24 protein-coding genes and 1 riboswitch are annotated in these 18,548 nt (G+C 44.9%); of the genes, 10 read left to right on the top strand and 14 right to left on the bottom strand.

The window, feature by feature from the left end:
- Positions 1 to 1,166, top strand: a 1,166-nt coding sequence (locus tag ACPW7N_RS25775; RefSeq protein WP_425654689.1) for an NAD(P)H-hydrate dehydratase, incomplete at its 5' end; no start/stop codon positions are given.
- Position 1,167: 1 nt separating this feature from the next.
- On the opposite strand, the gene ACPW7N_RS25770 is transcribed toward ACPW7N_RS25775, so the two are convergent.
- Both ACPW7N_RS25770 and ACPW7N_RS25765 read right to left on the bottom strand, forming a co-directional pair.
- Positions 1,168 to 1,326: a hypothetical protein gene (locus ACPW7N_RS25770; RefSeq protein ID WP_425654688.1), complete on the bottom strand. Its 159-nt coding sequence runs from the start codon at positions 1,324 to 1,326 to the stop codon at positions 1,168 to 1,170.
- Between the two features lie 89 nt (positions 1,327 to 1,415).
- The gene (locus tag ACPW7N_RS25765) at positions 1,416 to 2,033 is read right to left on the bottom strand and encodes a flavin reductase family protein (RefSeq protein WP_425654686.1); all 618 of its coding nucleotides are present in this window, start codon (positions 2,031 to 2,033) and stop codon (positions 1,416 to 1,418) included.
- A gap of 230 nt (positions 2,034 to 2,263) precedes the next feature.
- Here ACPW7N_RS25765 and ACPW7N_RS25760 point away from each other — a divergent pair, with 230 nt between their 5' ends.
- From ACPW7N_RS25760 to ACPW7N_RS25750, 3 genes are all read left to right on the top strand, one after another.
- Positions 2,264 to 2,998, top strand: a complete 735-nt coding sequence (locus ACPW7N_RS25760) for an NAD-dependent protein deacylase (RefSeq protein ID WP_425654684.1) — start codon at positions 2,264 to 2,266, stop codon at positions 2,996 to 2,998.
- A 64-nt stretch (positions 2,999 to 3,062) separates the two neighbouring features.
- Positions 3,063 to 3,260: a hypothetical protein gene (locus tag ACPW7N_RS25755; RefSeq protein ID WP_425654682.1), complete on the top strand. Its 198-nt coding sequence runs from the start codon at positions 3,063 to 3,065 to the stop codon at positions 3,258 to 3,260.
- 155 nt (positions 3,261 to 3,415) lie between these two features.
- On the top strand, positions 3,416 to 4,255 hold the full coding sequence (locus ACPW7N_RS25750; protein ID WP_425654680.1) for an HAD family hydrolase: 840 nt from the start codon (positions 3,416 to 3,418) through the stop codon (positions 4,253 to 4,255).
- On the opposite strand, the gene ACPW7N_RS25745 is transcribed toward ACPW7N_RS25750, so the two are convergent.
- The 5 genes from ACPW7N_RS25745 to ACPW7N_RS25725 form a co-directional block, all read right to left on the bottom strand.
- Complete coding sequence (locus ACPW7N_RS25745; protein ID WP_425654679.1) at positions 4,252 to 4,641, bottom strand: YybH family protein; 390 nt, start codon at positions 4,639 to 4,641, stop codon at positions 4,252 to 4,254. The two genes, ACPW7N_RS25750 and ACPW7N_RS25745, sit on opposite strands and share 4 nt — an antisense overlap.
- A gap of 95 nt (positions 4,642 to 4,736) precedes the next feature.
- Entirely contained in the window at positions 4,737 to 5,699 is a 963-nt protein-coding gene (locus ACPW7N_RS25740) for an L-threonine 3-dehydrogenase (RefSeq protein ID WP_425654678.1), read from the bottom strand.
- Positions 5,696 to 6,889, bottom strand: coding sequence for a glycine C-acetyltransferase (locus ACPW7N_RS25735; RefSeq protein WP_425654676.1), 1,194 nt, complete (start codon positions 6,887 to 6,889; stop codon positions 5,696 to 5,698). The genes ACPW7N_RS25740 and ACPW7N_RS25735 overlap by 4 nt, the downstream gene beginning before the upstream one ends.
- A gap of 348 nt (positions 6,890 to 7,237) precedes the next feature.
- Positions 7,238 to 7,441: a hypothetical protein gene (locus ACPW7N_RS25730; protein WP_425654675.1), complete on the bottom strand. Its 204-nt coding sequence runs from the start codon at positions 7,439 to 7,441 to the stop codon at positions 7,238 to 7,240.
- Positions 7,442 to 7,453: 12 nt separating this feature from the next.
- On the bottom strand, positions 7,454 to 7,759 hold the full coding sequence (locus ACPW7N_RS25725) for a helix-turn-helix domain-containing protein (RefSeq protein WP_425654674.1): 306 nt from the start codon (positions 7,757 to 7,759) through the stop codon (positions 7,454 to 7,456).
- 154 nt (positions 7,760 to 7,913) lie between these two features.
- Here ACPW7N_RS25725 and ACPW7N_RS25720 point away from each other — a divergent pair, with 154 nt between their 5' ends.
- Positions 7,914 to 8,291 carry a helix-turn-helix domain-containing protein gene (locus ACPW7N_RS25720; protein ID WP_425654672.1) on the top strand — a complete coding sequence of 126 codons (378 nt, stop codon included), beginning with the start codon at positions 7,914 to 7,916 and terminating at the stop codon, positions 8,289 to 8,291.
- 57 nt (positions 8,292 to 8,348) lie between these two features.
- Here ACPW7N_RS25720 and ACPW7N_RS25715 read toward each other — a convergent pair whose 3' ends face one another.
- From ACPW7N_RS25715 to ACPW7N_RS25695, 5 genes are all read right to left on the bottom strand, one after another.
- Positions 8,349 to 9,281, bottom strand: a complete 933-nt coding sequence (locus ACPW7N_RS25715) for a S66 peptidase family protein (RefSeq protein WP_425654671.1) — start codon at positions 9,279 to 9,281, stop codon at positions 8,349 to 8,351.
- A gap of 18 nt (positions 9,282 to 9,299) precedes the next feature.
- Positions 9,300 to 10,193: an acetamidase/formamidase family protein gene (locus ACPW7N_RS25710; RefSeq protein WP_425654670.1), complete on the bottom strand. Its 894-nt coding sequence runs from the start codon at positions 10,191 to 10,193 to the stop codon at positions 9,300 to 9,302.
- Between the two features lie 186 nt (positions 10,194 to 10,379).
- The gene (locus ACPW7N_RS25705; RefSeq protein WP_425654669.1) at positions 10,380 to 10,730 is read right to left on the bottom strand and encodes a DUF2512 family protein; all 351 of its coding nucleotides are present in this window, start codon (positions 10,728 to 10,730) and stop codon (positions 10,380 to 10,382) included.
- A gap of 70 nt (positions 10,731 to 10,800) precedes the next feature.
- The gene (locus ACPW7N_RS25700) at positions 10,801 to 11,607 is read right to left on the bottom strand and encodes a hypothetical protein (protein WP_425654668.1); all 807 of its coding nucleotides are present in this window, start codon (positions 11,605 to 11,607) and stop codon (positions 10,801 to 10,803) included.
- Between the two features lie 111 nt (positions 11,608 to 11,718).
- Positions 11,719 to 12,045, bottom strand: coding sequence for a hypothetical protein (locus tag ACPW7N_RS25695; RefSeq protein ID WP_425654667.1), 327 nt, complete (start codon positions 12,043 to 12,045; stop codon positions 11,719 to 11,721).
- Between the two features lie 181 nt (positions 12,046 to 12,226).
- Between ACPW7N_RS25695 and ACPW7N_RS25690 the strand changes: the two genes are divergently transcribed.
- The 3 genes from ACPW7N_RS25690 to ACPW7N_RS25680 all read left to right on the top strand — a co-directional run bounded on the left by ACPW7N_RS25690 (position 12,227) and on the right by ACPW7N_RS25680 (position 14,105).
- Positions 12,227 to 12,631 (top strand): C40 family peptidase, encoded by a 405-nt coding sequence (locus ACPW7N_RS25690; RefSeq protein WP_425654666.1) that lies wholly within the window; start codon positions 12,227 to 12,229, stop codon positions 12,629 to 12,631.
- A 92-nt stretch (positions 12,632 to 12,723) separates the two neighbouring features.
- Positions 12,724 to 13,665 carry a glutaminase A gene (glsA, locus tag ACPW7N_RS25685; protein ID WP_425654690.1) on the top strand — a complete coding sequence of 314 codons (942 nt, stop codon included), beginning with the start codon at positions 12,724 to 12,726 and terminating at the stop codon, positions 13,663 to 13,665.
- Positions 13,666 to 13,760: 95 nt separating this feature from the next.
- Positions 13,761 to 14,105 carry a hypothetical protein gene (locus ACPW7N_RS25680; protein WP_425654665.1) on the top strand — a complete coding sequence of 115 codons (345 nt, stop codon included), beginning with the start codon at positions 13,761 to 13,763 and terminating at the stop codon, positions 14,103 to 14,105.
- A 17-nt stretch (positions 14,106 to 14,122) separates the two neighbouring features.
- Here ACPW7N_RS25680 and ACPW7N_RS25675 read toward each other — a convergent pair whose 3' ends face one another.
- A complete protein-coding gene (locus ACPW7N_RS25675) occupies positions 14,123 to 14,617 on the bottom strand; it encodes a hypothetical protein (RefSeq protein WP_425654664.1) in 495 nt (164 codons plus the stop codon).
- 111 nt (positions 14,618 to 14,728) lie between these two features.
- A riboswitch (purine riboswitch) is annotated at positions 14,729 to 14,830 on the top strand.
- 34 nt (positions 14,831 to 14,864) lie between these two features.
- Here ACPW7N_RS25675 and ade point away from each other — a divergent pair.
- Both ade and ACPW7N_RS25665 read left to right on the top strand, forming a co-directional pair.
- Positions 14,865 to 16,607, top strand: coding sequence for an adenine deaminase (ade, locus tag ACPW7N_RS25670; RefSeq protein ID WP_425654662.1), 1,743 nt, complete (start codon positions 14,865 to 14,867; stop codon positions 16,605 to 16,607).
- A 107-nt stretch (positions 16,608 to 16,714) separates the two neighbouring features.
- On the top strand, positions 16,715 to 16,855 hold the full coding sequence (locus tag ACPW7N_RS25665) for a hypothetical protein (protein WP_425654661.1): 141 nt from the start codon (positions 16,715 to 16,717) through the stop codon (positions 16,853 to 16,855).
- Between the two features lie 175 nt (positions 16,856 to 17,030).
- Here ACPW7N_RS25665 and ACPW7N_RS25660 read toward each other — a convergent pair.
- The coding region (locus ACPW7N_RS25660) for an Ig-like domain-containing protein (protein WP_425654660.1) at positions 17,031 to 18,548 on the bottom strand (1,518 nt) is incomplete at its 5' end.

Here is an 18,548-nt window from a genome sequence, read left to right as displayed (position 1 = left end):
CGTACGATGGAATCATTGACGGTCTGATCGGAACAGGGACAAAAGGTGCTCCTCGTTCCCCTTATGCAGACATCATTCAGGAAGTCAATCGGAGTAAACGACCCATCATCTCCATTGACATACCAAGCGGACTGGATCCTGACACCGGACAGCTTCATGACAGTTGTATGAAAGCAACACGGACAGTCGCCTTGGCGTTCTTAAAACGCGGTCTCACACAGTACCCCGGTCTTGATGCAGTAGGTGAGGTTATCGTGCGAACAATCGGGATTTGGCCTTCCTTTGCTGACCAATTCGGGATTCGCACGTTCCTTTTGTCAAAAACATTTTTGGAGGAGCACTTTGCTGACAGCACGGATCAACCTCGGCAAAACAATTCTCACAAAGGCACGTATGGGCATGTGCTTGTTTGCGCGGGAAGCCAAGAGATGAGCGGGGCTGGTTTGTTATGCAGCAAAGCAGCTCTCCGTACAGGCAGCGGTCTCGTCACATGGGCAGTCCCTGAATCGCTGGTTCCTTCGCTCATGGGACTTGTCCCGGAAGTAATGCTGAAGGGGCTTGCTGGAAAGACTCACTCACTCAACTCCGTCGAAGAACTGCTTGCTGTTCTCACTACTCGCAATATTGCTGTCATCGGGCCTGGCCTGGGTCGCTTTGCTGATGATTCCCGTTGGTTGCGTACCATTTGGGAGCAAAGTTCCTGCCCTCTCGTTCTGGATGCGGATGCGCTGAATATGATCGCTGACACAGCAGATTTTGCAGAATGGTCCTTGCGCTCACACCCGACCATTCTCACGCCACATCCAGGTGAGATGGCGAGATTGCTTGGTGTGACAACGGCAGAGATCCAACGCAACCGAATCGAAATCGCCCGATCCTTTGCCGCTCGTCACCGTGTCATCCTAGTGTTAAAAGGTGCTCGTACGGTAATCGCCACCCCGGATGGAGCAGCGTATATCAATCCAACAGGCAATCCAGGAATGGCCACAGGCGGATCCGGTGATGTTTTAGCGGGCATCATTGCAGGATTTATTGCACAAGGTTTATCCGCAGATCATGCTGCCTGTTTTGGTGTCTGGCTGCATGGATACGCAGGAGACCAAGCTGCCTCGAAGCGAAAATCGCCTAATTCGCTGATCGCAGGAGATATCATAAACGAACTGTAGCCTACTTTTTCTCTCTGGTAGTGGTGTCTGTCTTGCTCTCGTGCTTGGCCCATTCCTGTTGCAGCTCACTCAATGTGGCTTCTTCGATGGGTTTGCCACAGGCTTCTGTAATCCCGATTTGGAGCAAGTGACTCATCAGTATTTCTCTCTCCAATTTCATTTCTGCTCATCCTCCTGTTTATCTAGCTGTCATTGTTGTCAGTAGAAGTTTAATTATAATACAGGAGGCAAAAATAGGAAAATCAAAAATTAGGCCTCAGCCCGGAATGTCTTTCCCAGTGGCTGACCTAGTCCGAAATAATGGCGGAAATTGTAGATCAGCGGACTCCATTTGGCAGGATCGATATGCTTTTCATTCACGATCAATTCTTCATGCACATGAACTTGTACAGCTTGCACCTCGACGATAGCAAAGATTTGCGAGTAGTCAGGGATGCGTATCGTCTGAACTCTTGACTCGATTTGAATGGGACATTCCATAATACGAGCGGGCTTTACAGCAACAGATGGGGTGGCTGAAAAATTGGCAGCTTGGAACTTATCCTTTTCATAGCGAAAACCAATCTGCTGTTTGTAGGCGGGGACCGGATCTGCTCCTGTTAATGGAGCCAATGCTTCCACACCCTGCCACATACTAGGGTCTGGAATATTGAGAGTACATTCACCATGTCGCTGCAGATTCTCCAATCCTTTGCCGCCAACTCCAAGACCCAGCACAATCGTGTCACCAAGCGCCCACGACGATGAAATCGGGCTGATGTTTGTTGTTTCATCCTCATTCAAAGTTGTGAGCAGGACAACGGGAGTACCGTAGTAAAGAATGGGCGGCTGTATTGTTTTGTGTGTTGAGGTTTGATTCATGTTCATGTTTTCTTCCTCCTGACTTTGACAATCGAGTATTCTTGAAATAGATACCACTTAGTATAGAGGATAAATAGTTCGATCACGCTCGAACTATCAAGATTGGATCAAACGTCTGGCCAATACCCGTGCGGTTGAAGTTACGGATACTGGCATAAGAGGGTTTGTTGAGGTATTTGGATGTACCAAAGAAGATTTCAGCAAGTAGCTGGTCAATGTGAGGGATGGTGCAATACATGGGAGTTGTAAAAGCGGCTCGCTATCTAAGAGATGCCAAGCATATCGCTGTACTAACTGGTGCAGGAATCAGCACAGAGTCAGGAATTCCTGATTTCCGCTCGAACAAAGGACTCTGGAACACCTTTACAGAACATAAGCTCTCAACCAGCTATTGGAGATACGACCCCAAAGATTTCTGGTCTTTTTTCAAAGAATTGTTTGCCCTCAAATCGGCTGATACCTACCTGCCGAACGACGGACATCAATTTCTCGTCAACCTGGAGAAGTTAGGTAAGCAGGTGACCGTCATCACCCAAAATATCGACGGACTTCATGCCAAAGCAGGAAGCACAACGGTACTGGAGGCCCATGGCAATGCCAAGGGCGCCTACTGCCCTTCTTGCATGAACCCTTACCCGCTCGACTACATCATGAAGCTGGATCTCCCTGTTTGCACCAATGAATATTGCAAAGAAGTTCTAAAGCCCAACGTTGTCCTGTTCGGAGATCCTGTCCAGAAAATGGATGTGGCTGTTGAAGCAGTAGAACAATCGGATGTTTTCCTGGTTATGGGCAGTTCACTGAAGGTGTCTCCCATTAATCAGCTAGTGGAGATTGCGAGATTGCAGCCTGATCGAATCCTCGTCTTAGTGAATGCAGAGCCAACCGGATATGATTCACTATTTGACGTCGTCATCCATGAACCGATTGGTGATACAGTTCGAAAGATTTGGTCATCCTGCCACTCATAAATAACTGCTGGCATAGCCTCCCGTTCACTTGCACATAGTAAGCTGGATGGAGGTGAGCCAAAACATGGTAGAACAAGACATGACACAAGAAAACAGCCTGGGTAAAACACCGATGGGCGATAAAACAAGAGAAGAAATGATTTATTCTGTGGAGAATAAAGTTCCTGTTGGATCGGTTGATAAATCGCGAGCGCCAAGAAGAGACTACGACGAATCTTACCCAATTCCACCTGCACGACCGGATCCGTTTCGGGATTATTGAGAAGAAGTAACAAAAAAAGGCCGTATTGGCCTTTTTTCTTGTAAATCACAAAACTCCCCGAAACGACGTTGTAAATATGGTAATATATATAAAATTTAATTTTGTGGCTACTTAACTCAATAACAATTATATTTTGGGAGGCGAGTTTGGGGAATATGGAACCAAAAGCAATTATTCTAGATTTAGATGGTACAATATTAGATTCGGCTAAGAAAATTTCAAGGAAGACGATTGAGATACTTCAAGCAATTCGAAATAAAGGAATTCACCTGATATTTGCAACGGCTCGTCCTCCGCGGTCTACTCTCTTCGAAGAAATTAATTTATCCTCCCTCGGCACAATTATTTACTATAACGGAGCAATGTTTGATTGTAAAATTTCTAATCAAACAATCCACTTTTCCATACCGAGTAAAAAATCAAAGGAGATCATTGAGTTTTGCCTTTTTTTGAACGCTGATGCAAATATAAGTATCGAGGTTCAAAATAAATGGTTTAGCAGCAAATCATTAGATTATCGAGAAATGATGAAAGTAAAAGATAAGCCTTCAATCATTTCTTTTGATGAGTTAGTCTCGCATGATTGTACAAAGATATTATTGACTGATTTTTCTTTCTCGAAAGAATTAGTTAGCAAATACGGTAAAGAGTTAAACATTCTAGTAACAGATTCTGGACAACTAATTCAAATTATGTCTCCTGTAGCGTCCAAAGAGTGTGCTGTAGAATACATACTAAACACACTGCAAGTAAAACTGAGCGATGCCATGTGTTTTGGGGACGACTTTAATGATTTGGGATTGTTTCAGTCTTGCGGTTACTCCGTCGCCATGGGAAACGCTATTGAAGAATTAAAGAACATAGCAAATGAAATAACTTTGGAAAATGATAAAGATGGTGTAGCTATGGTTTTGGAAAGATTCGTAAACAAGAACACTGTCCCCACCTCTGCTACACCTTCGTTGCTCTGGCAAAATCAGTCGGAAAGTTCTTAATTACCCATATCCAATACAATTTTCCAGCTTCCATCCTGCTGCTTTTTCCAGATGGTTGTGTATTTTCCTGTTCCGGTTTGCACGTTTCCATCCTGATCCAGATTGGTTCGAGTGTACTTGCCATAGGTGTATCCAAGGCTGCCATCCTCGGACACCTGCGCATCGAGCGGCTCCCACCGCAGAGAGAACTGTGGAAGCGAGAATGATTTGCTCATCGCCTGGCGGACACCGTCTTGCCCTTTAATTACGTCAACTTGGGCCGGAACCATTACTCCATCTTCGGCAAAGTACGATACCCAGCCTTCCAATCCTCTTTCGGCTGTCACTTGGTCAAATTCACGATCCAGGTTCATGAGATACTCACGAAGTTCTTGCGTGTTTGTCATATTTTTCCTCTCCTTACATTCAAGTTAAGCTGAAAAAAGGCAACCATCATGTTTGTGTATGGTTGCCTTTGTCTATTGTAATATGGAATTTGTTTCTATTTACTTACTGTAAAAAATTTTTCTTTGAGCTTCTCCAGCATGTCCTGCGTCATGCGATCCAAGTCGTACTCTGCCTTAAAGCCCCATTCTTCTTTTGCCGCTGTGGCATCGATGGAGTTTGGCCAACTGTTGGCAATCGCTTGGCGAATCGGATCGACGTTGTAATCCATTGTGAACTCCGGGATATACTTTTTGATCGCTGCAGCAACATCTTCTGGTTCGATGCTCATTGCCGTTACGTTGAATGCATTGCGGTGGATGAGCTTGGACCCGTCTGCTTCCATCAGGTTGACGATCGCATTCAAGGCATCTGGCATATACATCATGTCCATGTAGGTTCCTTGACCGATATAGGACGTATACTTACCCTTTTGAATCGCTTCATAGTAGATTTCAACGGCATAGTCAGTCGTTCCGCCACCTGGAGGGGTTACATACGAGATCAGCCCAGGGAAACGGACACCACGGGTATCTACGCCGAATTTCTGGAAGTAGTAATCGCAAAGAAGCTCACCAGCTACTTTATTGACACCGTACATGGTGGTCGGACGCTGGATGGTATCTTGCGGTGTATTGTCTTTTGGTGTAGTTGGACCGAATGCGCCAATGGAGCTCGGGGTGAAAAACTGGCAACCTAACTCCCGAGACACTTCCAATGCGTTTACAAGACCGCCCATATTCAGGTTCCACGCAAGCAGCGGTTTGGCTTCAGCGGTAGCAGACAACAAGGCAGCTAAGTGCATCACCGTGTCTACCTGATAGTTTTTTGCGATGTCAAACATAGTCTTTGCATCAGTCACATCGAGAATTTCGAATGGTCCTGCCTGCACCACCGGATTATCTTCTACTTTACGGATATCAGTAGCTACGATATTGTCTGCTCCATAGATTTCACGCAACTTTGTAACAAGCTCAGAACCGATTTGACCCAACGCCCCGGTGACTAAAATCTTTTTCATGAAAGGATCCCCATTTCTTTGCCTACTTTTTCATAGATGGATATTGCCTGGTCCAGCATTTCTTTGGTGTGTGCGGCAGTTGGCATGTTGCGTACACGGCCTGTTCCTCTCGCTACCGTTGGGAATACAATCGCTTTTGCATAAACGCCTTCCTGGTATAGACGCTTGCTGAATTCCTGAGTCAGCTTCTCTTCACCGATGATGCAAGGTGTGATTGGCGTTTCGCTCTCTCCGATATTGAACCCAAGTTCCTTGAGTCCTTTTTTGAAGTAGTTGCCATTCTCCCACAGCTTGTCGTGGAGTTCAGTGCTTTCCATTAAAATATCCAGAGCACGAATGATTGCGCCTACATCTCCCGGAGTTAATGCCGTAGAGAAAAGGAATGGTCTGCTGCGTACTTTCAGCCAGTCGATCAAATCCTGACGACCTGCTACGTAACCGCCAACAACTCCAATTGCTTTGGACAAGGTTCCGATCTGGAAGTCGATCTTGTCAGACAACCCGAAGTGTTTGACAGTACCTGCTCCTTTACCCAATACACCAGAACCATGCGCATCGTCTACGTACGTGATGAGGTCGAATTCTTCTGCTACTTCAACGATTTCAGGAAGCTTGGCGATATCTCCGTCCATAGAGAATACACCGTCCGTAATCACCATGATCTTTTTGTATAAACCAGAATCTCTGGCGGCTTGTGCCTTGGCACGCAAATCTTCTATATCAGCGTGTTTGAACGGAATGATTTTTGCTTTGGACAGCCGGCAACCGTCAATAATGGACGCGTGATTCAGCTCGTCGGAAAGAATGGCGTCGTCTTTATCCATCACTGCAGAAATGGCCGCCATGTTGCAATTAAATCCGGATTGGTAGGCAATTGCCGCTTCCGTGTGCTTGAATTCGGCCAGTTTCTTTTCGAGGTCGATGTGGATTTGCAGTGTTCCATTGATGGTTCGCACGGCTCCAGCACCAACACCATACTTATGGATCGCTGCTGTTGCTGCCTCGACAAGTCGAGGATCGGTAGCCAATCCGAGGTAGTTGTTAGATGACAGGTTAATCAGTTCTTTTCCTGCGATGGTAATGATTGGTCCATTCGCACTCTGCAACGGGTCGATTACATTATAGAGACCCTTACTTTTCAAATCAGCCAAATTTTCTTGTAAAAATTGATCTAACACTTTGCTACCCACCGCAATTCCCTCCTAACAAATCTCTTCCATCATCATTTTGTCATTTGTAGTAATTTCCACAGATACAAATGTCCGTGTGTGAAGGACGTATTTTTTACCTAAAAACCGCATGAAATCAATATTCTTATCTAATAAATTAGCACCTTTCACCAAAAAAGTCTATATGGAAAGGACATCAAATTTCAAAAAATTTTCCTTAATACAAGCACACAATAATAACATTTCCACCCTGGCAAAAAAGTAGACCCCCTGTCTTTTCGTTTCATACCTTTTGGCAGTATGACAACGTTCTGAAAGAGGGTCCTTTGTTTTTTAACAGTTGAAGCAAATTGAAAGCTCTGTAATCGGTCATGTGCGGTTTGGATTTTCTTCGTGATTGGTTGCTCCATTTCGTTCGATCATTTTGCGATAAGCTGACAAACGTTCGGCATACGCCTGATTTTGTTGTTCTCCTTCCTCTGTTTTCATTGCCATAAGACGTGCGTCTGTTGGATAGGTCTGTTCCAGTATGGTCAGAAGCCTGCGATTCCAATTGCCACGTGCGATCTTCATCTTCAATCTCCCCTAAGAAATAATCGATCCAGCCAAAATCTCATCTATGTATTTTCCGGTGTATGGAAATGGACGTATGTCATGCGGATTCTGATCAGAGATATACTTTATAACTGATTCCGTTAGTTCGTTGCTAAAAAAAACGGCGGGTTCAACCCCTAGTACCTCTGCAATAATTCGTAGTCTCTCCACATCCATCCGCACTTTGCCTGTACTAATGTGTCTGTAGCCTTGCAAGGAAAGATGCAGCCTTTTGGCAATGTGTGTCTTGGTTACCCCCCTTGCCTTTCGAATCCGCTCAACATTTTCATGAATCATCGGTACACCTCCACCATTAGACAAAGATTTACATTAATAATACTAACGGATTTTGTTATAGTCAACCAATATTATCCATATACTCTCAAATATCGTTACAAAACTACCGATATGCGTTAGTAGTTGCTATGATTATTTTTATGGAGGTGATCGGATGGGCACAATTGGAAATCGAATCAAAACGTTGCGTAAAAAAAAGAACTGGACACAGCAAAATCTGGCAGCCCATGTTAACGTATCATCACAGGTTATCTCCAACTGGGAACGAGAGTATACCAATCCAACACACGAGGATGTCTCCCGATTGGCCAAAGTATTGGAGGCGTCAGCAGATTACATCATTTTTGGAGAAGAATCGACTTCTTTAAAACCTCTTGGTGACCATTCTGATACAGACACGGCTAACACTGAAATAGAGCGGCTTATTTTGCAGGAAGTACGACAATTACGTGATGAAGACAAGCAGAAGGCGCTGGATCATATTAAATTTTTGCGGTATATGGCGGGGCAAGGAGCCGAAAAAGATCGATAAATATAAAACAAGCAAAAAGCACCGTGGGTTTCACTTGATCCCCTCGGTGCTTTCCCTTTATTCGTCAACTACACTTTCTTCAATAAACAGCGTGCAATCAGAAGCGTTCATGGTAGATCGCACACCGAATGGCAATGCGATATTCACCGAGCCGTGACCAGCTTGCAGATTCCAAATCGTCGGTTTGTTGTATGGAACAATGATGTTTTGAACCACGTCGAGAATCTCAAAGCTGTTCTCGTACTTCACAGGCTCGCAATTGGTCCACGTCCCGATCAGAATGCCCGCAGCATCGGCGAATTTACCCGCAAGTGCCAGTTGGGTAAGCATGCGATCCACCCGGTACGGCTCTTCGCCAATATCCTCCAGGAATAAAATTTTGCCTCTTGTATCAAGCTCATAAGGTGTCCCCATTAATGCTGATACTAATGACAGGTTTCCCCCAACAATGGGACCGGTAGCATGCCCGCCCACCAGACATTGCATCTCTTCACCCTCGGGATTTTGAATGAATCCAAGTGGTTCAGGAGTTGTAATAGCCCGCAGCAATGAATCTCTGGAGAATTCATCAACCTCAGACATGATCCCGACCGAGGCCATAAACGCATGCACGGTTGCCAGATTGGCTTTTTGTCCAAGAGCAGAATGTAGGGCAGTGATATCGCTGTAGCCAATAAACAGCTTCGGATTCTCTCGGATCAACTCATAATCAAGCAACGGGAGAATTTGCGGTGAACCATACCCACCACGCATACACATAATGGCATCTACCTCGGGATCGGCAAACATGGCGTTGACTTCACTTGCTCGAGCTTCTGGTGTACCTGCGAGATAACCGCCGTAATTTTGATAACACGTCTCCGCAATTTTTACATGGAACCCCAGTTGCACCAACTCATTGACCTTTGCCAATTTCTCTTCGTTGCACGGGCTTGAAGTAGCGACTACGCCAATGGTGTCCCCTTTTTTCAGCAGTTTTCCTTTATTCATTTTTTCAGCGTCCTTTCCTTACCGTGCGACTGTATAGGTGATATAAGCTTTTGGCATGCGAAATTTGGCCGTACGCAACGGGTTAACCAATTGAGAAATCCGCACATCACCAGTAGCACCCATCAGAAGCACAATTTCGTTGTCTGTCAGATGAGTCATTCTTTCCTTGAGGAAACGGAACATGCCCTCTGTAGCCTGTTCACTCGCCTTATCCACACTTTCATTGGATGATATTACATAGATGTACTCATCATTTTCCAGGATCGGTTGAGAAATGGCGGTTCCTTTGAGTACCTCTACACGCACTTCCACCTTTGCACCGATTTCCACGCCACAAATCGCCACTTCTCCATCGCCCATGGCAGCGTGCAAGTCACCAAGAGCGAACAAAGCACCTTTCTGAAAAACGGGCAAATACAGCGTCGCACCTGTTGTAATTTCCTTGGTATCCATGTTGCCACCGTGATCCCCTGGTGACAGAGTTTGTATGCTGCCTTTTGCAGGAGCTACTCCAATCACGCCAATCATCGGACGAATCGGAATCTTCAGATCATCGGTAATTGAGACTAGACCGTTAGAAACGGGCAACTTGCGCACTTCCGGATATTCAACGCAGTTTTTCAGTACCCCCACACCCGGACGAATTCTCATCGTACCAGTGTCATTCAACTCAATGGAGAGTATGTCTACTTTTAAAATGTCTCCTGGCTCCGCTCCAAGAATCGCAACTGGCCCGGTAGCTGGATTGGCACCGTCCAGCCTGAGTATTTCATGTGTGGAGGGATGGGTAAGCTGATTACGATAACAGTCATAGGTTTCAAAAACAAGCTGACTCCCTGGCTCTACCGTAGCCACTGGTTGCATCTCACTCGCAAAAGAGTAAATATGAAAATCCTTTGAAATGACATTCATATGCTGATCCCTCATTTCGATTGGACTAAAAAAATAAACAGATCAATGCATACATATTCTCTCTTCGCTCATGACTTCCTGTACAGAACTGCCAGTTGGACCATCCTCATACCAAATAAAAGACACTCCTCTATGTATGTTCGAGGAGTGTCTCGCATGTTCCATCGTAATTGGGGATGATGGGATTTATGCTTTTTCAGCTCTTCCGCTTCGAACAAGCCAGGTGTGTGTCAAATACTCCACCAATCCGATCACAACAGAGACGATGAACGCCCCTAATACGGTGACCCCGGCCCCTGGGAAAAAGTATTGGCTAAAGTAAATGACGGCAAAGGCAGTGACGAAATCCAACACTGTACTGGTCCAGATCGTTCCTCTCTTCAAAATCATGACTTCCATCAGTTGTCCCACAATCGCGAGAATCACACCCACCATCACAGCACGATAGAGAGAACCGTAATCAACATTGGCGAGAAAATAATCGGATAATGCAACAATAATAGGTAACATGATGACTTTCATGATAAAACCAGCCATACAAAAAACCTCCATAAAAATGATCGTTTTACCAAAAAGTGTTGACCATTTATGGAGGTTTTATCCCTGTTTACTTTTCTGGAGAGATTTCTATCGGAATTGTTACAAAATGTTTTATCTGTCCGGCATACTCAATTTCCATGGTTGCCGTATTGGGGACTTCGCCGTTTATTTTGATTTTCTTTTTCAGCGACAGCTTCTTGGTTTGAGGATGAATCTTCATCGGATATTTGGTTTTTCCTACGGTTAGATATACTTTTTGAACCGTGGTGTCTTTCACTAGTCCATCCACATTCAAATCATACTTGCTGGAATTCTTCGTCAACTTTGCTTTCAATTCCAATGGTTTCGTCGCCAACGTAATCCCGCCTGCAAACGGGGTTATCAGCTCTACATACTGTTGATTGTACAGATCGCCACGCTGGAAAGTACTTTTGAGATTGTACTGATCGGGCACAATTGTGTTGGAAGTGAGCTTGGTCGTATACACTTCTTCCCTCTCGATGCTTTTGCCTGCCGCAAGCTCTTCTACAGCATAAATATCTGTGCAACCAGGCGGGTTATGAAGCGGAAGTGTTGAGCCATTCTCCAAGATGACATCAGAGTGAATCCCAACATCGCATCCGTTAATAATGTAGGTAATCGGCTTTGTGGAAACGTTAGTCACCTTTGTTTTGACTTTGAACAGGATCGAGCCTAATTCTAATGGGTCTGTCGTTTGACTCAGGATCATGTTAAATTTTAAGCCATTCTGTAACAGTGTCTTTTCTACACCAATGCTTCCTGGGGGTAATGAATCAGCAGCAGATGCTCCGGTCACTACCATCATGAAAACAACCATCAATGCAACAAAAGAATGAAGCATTTTCTTCCACACAAACGATTCCTCCTTAGGAATTTTCTTGCATTTTCACTTTGTTAGACGTTGTTGGTCTTCATATGTTACAAGAATATACCAAAAGAAAAAACCTCCACTATATCATGGAGGCTACCGTAATTGGCTTGCAAATATGGAACTGGGATATACGTTGCTCCAACCGTACTCTCTTTCAATCCAATCCAGAATCTCATCGATAGCCGTGAAATTCATCTGAAAATGCAAAAATTCATTCGTAAACATTGTCCAATTGGGTGCTTCGGGATCCTTCTCTACATCAGGTAACGATAAATCCAGTGCAGAAACAAGTTGTGGCTCATGCAGGTGATCCTTGGAGATGATGGAGTTGGAATAATCCCCAAACTCGAATTTCACATGAAAGTCCAGGCAACCGAACTTTTCCAAAATTTGTTGAAATCGTTGTCTCACGTTATCCATCAACTGCCTCCTTCATTCATCGATTCTAGCCTACATTCTTCTCATTTCATTCAGATTTATTCCCACGTAAAGAATTTAGAACAGGACAAGAGCATATTTTCTGGCAACCGTTTCGTCTGTCCATACGGGTGATCTCCAACTCATCATATGTTTAGTTAATGAAGAAAGGAGGGAATAGCAGATGTCATCATGGGCGAAAAAAGCGGACAAAATTATTTCCTTCGGGAAACGATATCTGGGTACTCCTTACCTATTCGGCGCCAAACCGTGGAGAACGAGTCATTTCGATTGCAGTTCATTCGCGCAATACATTTATGGCAAACACGGAATCCGACTTCCTCGAAACTCCAGACAACAAAGCAGAAAAGGAAAACGGATCACAAACAATCAAAGGAGAAAAGGAGACCTCTTGTTCTTCGATACTTTCTCCCGCCAGAACCAAAAAGACAAGATTGGTCATGTGGCTGTTTACCTCGGCAACAACAAGATGCTCCATGCGTCTGAGTCTTGCGGTAAAGTCTGTATCATGACCATAAATGAATACCCACTTGGTGTGTATAAGAAAGCAAAACGAGTCATCAAATAGATCAAATATTTTGCCACCGGATACCGTTTGACGCTTCCCTTTCACAGACGTAGAATGATGGATAGATAGACAGGGGGAAGAGTCATATGGTCATGTTGCAAGCAGATAAACAAGCACTTCAGTCCCAGCTCCAAACACTTCTGAATGAGTCGCAGCCCTATACCGCGTACGGTCAAGTAGCTACCTACATTCCGGAACTTGGAAAGGGAGATCCGTCAGACTTGAGCGTAAGTGTCACATTCGTAGACGGGGAAACAATTTTTGCCGGAGCAGCCCACCAAAAATTCACCTTGCAAAGCATCTCCAAACTATTCACATTGATGCTTGCCCTTCAAGATAAAGGCTTTGAGCACGTGTTTAGCCGAGTAGGGATGGAACCAACAGGTGATCCGTTCAACTCCATCGTCAAGCTGGAAACGATCAAGCCTCATCGCCCATTCAATCCGATGATCAACGCCGGTGCCATTGCAGTTACTTCCCTGATTCAAGGGCGAGACAACATGGAAAAAGAACAGAGAATCCTCCACTTCCTCCAAAAACTGACGGGAAATCAGCAGATCACGATCAATGAAGAAGTGTATCGCTCTGAGTTGCAAAGCGCTGATCGCAATCGGGCATTAGCGTACTTTATGAAAGACAGCGGTGTACTCGAAGGCAATATTGAAGACATTCTTGATTTGTATATCAGACATTGCGCAATCGAACTGACTGCCGTGGAAATATCCCGTGCAGCCAGTGTCATTAGTTGCAACGGTAAAGACATCTATACCAATGAGCAAATCATTCCGGAACCAATTGCTCGTGCGTGCAAAACCTTTATGATTACTTGCGGAATGTACAACGCATCTGGAGAGTTTGCGATTACTGCTGGAATTCCTGCGAAAAGCGGTGTATCCGGCGGCATTATGGCAAGTGTGCCCCATCGTATGGGCATTGGCGTTTTTGGTCCAGCCTTAGACGACAAAGGCAATTCCATCGCAGGCGTCAAACTGTTAGAAAAACTCTCTCAACAGTGGAATTTAAGCATTTTCTAATTTCCTACTTTCGATGCATTCTTTTTCTACCAAACAAACTTAGTATTAAGCTAACACGTCTCCTTTTATCAATTAGACAGTTGGTGATCACCATGATGAATGAACGCAACCAAATACTGGTTAACTTCTACCGAAAGCAGCTTTTGGATGCATTACAGGACCTCAAAAGAATGCCTTATCTCCCCTATACTGGAGAAATTCTTGATGCCCTGCACCAACTGCGCAAGCTTGCTGAAGAAATGCAGCAGGACATAACGATCTTTGACATACATCCGACAGGACAACTCATATACGGTATCGACAAACAAAAATTCATCGCTCACGTCCCTGAGATCCATCTCAGTATCTCGATGACCAGCGAAGAATGCATTGATTTGTTGCTGGAAAATCGCTTTTCACCTTTTCCCGCCAAAAAAAAGAAAGTGCCCACCTCTACGTGAAGTGGGCGCTTTTTCTTTTACTTTTTAGGGCCGTAAACAATCGCTACATTCATCAAATTCGGATCATCTGTGGTTTTGCTGATCGTAATCAATACTTGATTCCCATCTTTATCACCGCTCGCCATGTATGAATCTTCAATCAAGGTTTCGGTAACGTTTGAATATCCTGACTGAGTAATGTAATCCTTGTATATCTTAAGAGTGTCGTCGAAGTTCTTGGCAATATCAACAGCAACTGTCATGCTGTCATTGCTTGTAATCGCTGCTTGTATGGTTGCTCCGTCAGGAATGGGAATTTCCTTGGGGAATTTCTCAGGCAGCTTGCCTTCGCCGGTGAAAGTAGTCGTCTGTGTATTACCGTTTGCATCTTTGGTTTCAACTACTGCCGTCTTGTCATCGGAACTGCTTACCGTTACCTGACCGTTGCCAGTCGGGATCGTTAGTGAATCACTTCCACATCCGGTCACAACCAGGGAGCCGATTGTTGCAATTGCTACGAAAGCTTTACTCATTTTCCTCATCCAAAAGTTCCTTTCAACACAAAAATTATTTATGATAGAGATTATGAACCATTTGCTGGTTTCATTCTGTAATCTGCACTACCGATTCAAAAAACTTCATGAACACAATTTCATTTTTTCACTCGTATAATCTTGGAGATAGGGTCCAAAAGTTTCTACCAAACTACCGTAAATGGTTTGACTACGAGAGAGAGTCTCTCTCTTTGTGCTCACCGTTTGACAATCAGGAGAGAATCAGATGAGCATGGATAAAGCACTTTTGAAAAAACGAATCGCTGTGGCCAGCAAAAAGATACCGGCCGATCTGGTGATTCAAAATGGACGAATCATTGATGTATTTAATCGGGAAATTGTCATCGGTGATATAGCGATTGCCGATGGATATTTCGTAGGGATCGGTCAATATGAAGGACACCACACGATCGATGCCAGGAATCGGTATGTGTCCCCTGCCTTTATTGATGCCCACGTGCATATAGAATCGTCCATGGTAACACCAAGTGAATTTGCCAAGGTAGTCCTTCCCCATGGCGTGACAACCGTGATTACTGATCCTCACGAAATTGCCAACGTATCGGGCGTAGATGGTATTCAGTATATGATCGATGACTCAGAAAAGATCCCGTTAGACGTATTTATTATGTTGCCTTCTTGCGTCCCGGCCACTCCTTTTGAAAATGCAGGGGCAGAACTGAAAGCGGAGCATCTTGCACCATTTCTCAGCCATCCGAGAGTGTTAGGTCTTGCAGAAGTGATGGATTACCCTTCTGTTTTGCAGGGGAAAGATGACATGCTCGACAAGCTAATCTCAACAACACAACATGGCAAACTGATTGATGGACATGCAGCAGGTCTGGATTCCGATTCGCTCAACGTGTATGCCTCTGCAGGAATTCGAACAGACCACGAATGTACGACGGTAGCCGATGCACAAGAGAGAATTCGTCGGGGAATGTATCTGCTCATTCGAGAAGGGTCCGCAGCCAAGGATCTGGACTCTCTGATCCCTGTCATTACGGAGAAAAACGCTCGTCGCTGCCTCTTTTGCACAGATGACAAGCATTTGGACGACCTCCTGGAGGAAGGCAGCATTGACCACAATGTGCGGTTGGCCATCAAACGAGGGGTTGATCCTCTGCTGGCGATCCAGATCGCTTCCCTGCATACCGCAGAATGCTATGGCTTGCGTCACAAAGGTGCGATTGCTCCCGGTTATGAAGCGGATTTCATCCTGCTCGATGACATTGATACGGTTACAATCAGTGAGGTTTACAAAGCAGGTGAGCTCGTAGCACGCAATGGTAGCTATGTAGGCAAAGCCATACACACGGTTGAACCACCTCCCCACCTGAAGGAGACTGTCCACCTATCAAACGTGGAAGTGAGCGATCTGCAAATTCCGATTGGGGCAACAGGAGAAGCGCATATCATAGAAATCATTCCCAACCGCTTGATCACCAGAAAAATCGTTGAGAAGGTTCCTACAGTAGAAGGTTACTTCACTCCATCTATTGAGAACGATCAACTGAAAATAGCGGTTATCGAAAGACATCGCAATACCGGCAACATCGGACTCGGGATTGTCAAAGGATTTGGACTTACCCAAGGTGCTATCGCTTCTACCGTTGGACACGATTCGCATAACATCATCGTAGTAGGCACGAATGATCAGGATATGATTCAAGCGGTACAGACCATCCAAAGAATGAATGGAGGGTTGGTTGTCCAATCCGGGAAAGACACCTGTGTGACGCTTCCCCTGCCGATTGCCGGACTTCTATCCGATCAGGACAATCAAACCCTGTTACGTCAGCTTTCACAGATCGATGCTGCACTGGAGCAAGTCGGCTTCCGCAACCATTTCAATCCTTTCTTAACGATGTCGTTCCTCAGTCTGCCGGTTATTCCAGAGCTAAAGCTTACTGACCTCGGTCTGTTTGACGTAAAAAGCTTCACACACATCACAACGAAGCTTTCCTGACATGTATAGCCAAACCCGCTTCTGAATGGAAGCGGGTTTTCTTTGGAACTGTTTGATTCCTCATTCGTATACAAATACAGGAAATCTTTTTATGGCAGGTGAGCAGTATGTCAGGCTTGGTTGTATTTCTGATTGGTATCGGGGTAGTTTTGCTCTTCGGTTATTTTATGACTAAATGGGAAAGAGTCGTATTTCCAGGCAATCAGGAAAAGACGGGGCAGAAACCGAAAGATCAAAAGAAGCTGTGACCTGACCTGAGACTTTGGAGGAAACCATCTTGAAATTACTGGCTTTGGAGAAAAAAGTCGGTGCATTTTTATGTGCATGATCAGAGTGGTGAAGAGTACGAGGGAACTGGCTATTATCAATTAAGTGCAGAAACAAATGCCCGGAACCAATGTCCGGGCATTTGTCTTGTCATGATTATTTGACTGTTACGGAAAGAACAACTTTCTTGTTTTGGTACATGGCTGTTATCGTGGTTTTGCCCTTTGTTTGGCCCATTATCAGTCCTTCTTCTACACTAGCAACTTTCGGATTGGATACTGTCCATTCCACAAGTCCAGTAACGTCTTTCTTTGTCCCATCTTCATAGGTGGCCGTTATGGTTACTTGCTTGCTCTTATCTTTTGAAATCGTGAACGAACGGGCATCGACCGTTAATCGCTTCACCTTCTTCGCTTCTTCTACCTTTACAATCAACTCCGTCTTTTTCCCTCCGTAGGCAACGGTAACCTTCGCTGTTCCCGTTGAACGTGCCACGATTTCTCCATTTGTCACTTGAGCAATTTCCGGATTGTTAGAAGTCCAGGTCGCTTCCTTTGTCACGACTCTTTCTGTTCCGTCACCAAAGATCGCTGTTGCCTCAATCTCTTTTGCCTCGTTTGGTTCCATAACAAGATTGTTTTCTGACAAAGTTACCTTCTTCACTGATTCATTGGTTATGTGAATTGGCAGTTCAATCGTTTGCCCTTCGTAACGGATGGTTAAAACGGCGTCTCCCTCATTTTTTCCTGCCGTAATATTTCCTGCGACTACGCTTGCTAAGTCACTTGGTTTGACTTCGTAGGTGGTCTTTTTACTGCTGGTCACATTCAACCTTTTGCCATCGGAATTCACTGCGTATACCTTGAAGCGCTGTGATTTTGTTGGCTTCAGTAAAAAGCTGTTTTGAGATGTCTCCAAGCTGACCAGTGCAGGAATGACTACTACACGACAAGTGTCTACTTTCTTGCCATCAACCGTTGTTACGGTAATAATGGCCTCTCCCGCTTGAAGAGGGGTTACCCTTCCATTCTGATCGACGGCTACCACTGTTGGATTCGAACTGCCCCAAATTACTTGTTGATTGGTTGCATTGGTCGGAGCAATGGTGGCCAAAAGCACTGCTGGCTCGCTCTTTTCCTTTAACACCAAGCTCGATGTATGTAGAGATACTCCAGTCACCGGAATGGTAGGAATCGGCGGCGGAAAATTCGGCGCTGCTCGTTTCACTGTAACAGTATAGGTTTTGGTTGTAATCGTATCTTGAGCAGTTACTGCCACAGCAATCGGATTATCCCCAACGGTCAAATGAATGGCTCCTGAATGTGTACCGCTCGTTACGCTTTGATTGTTAACCTTGATTGACGCATGACTTTCAGATGAAGTTGGTCGTAGCGTAATACTTGCTGTACTATTTGGAACACTTGCCGTGTACGACGTCGTGCTAGGGCTGAACGTCGGAGATAAGGCACCTTCCGATAATACAAGATTGCTTAGATCTGCATTTGTCGATACTGCTGCTCGAGTTACGCTTAACGTGTAGGTCTTGGTATATCCACTTTGAGCTGTTACTTCAACTGTTATTGTTTTGGTATCGCCTGCCGTCAACGAAATATTGCTTGAGACTACTCCTGGGCTAACGTCTGCCCCATTCACCGTAATGGTTGCATTACTATC

The sequence above is a fragment of the Brevibacillus nigriterrae genome (genome assembly GCF_049846925.1).
Lineage (GTDB): Bacteria > Bacillota > Bacilli > Brevibacillales > Brevibacillaceae > Brevibacillus_H.
This window is presented reverse-complemented; position numbering and strand designations above follow the sequence as displayed.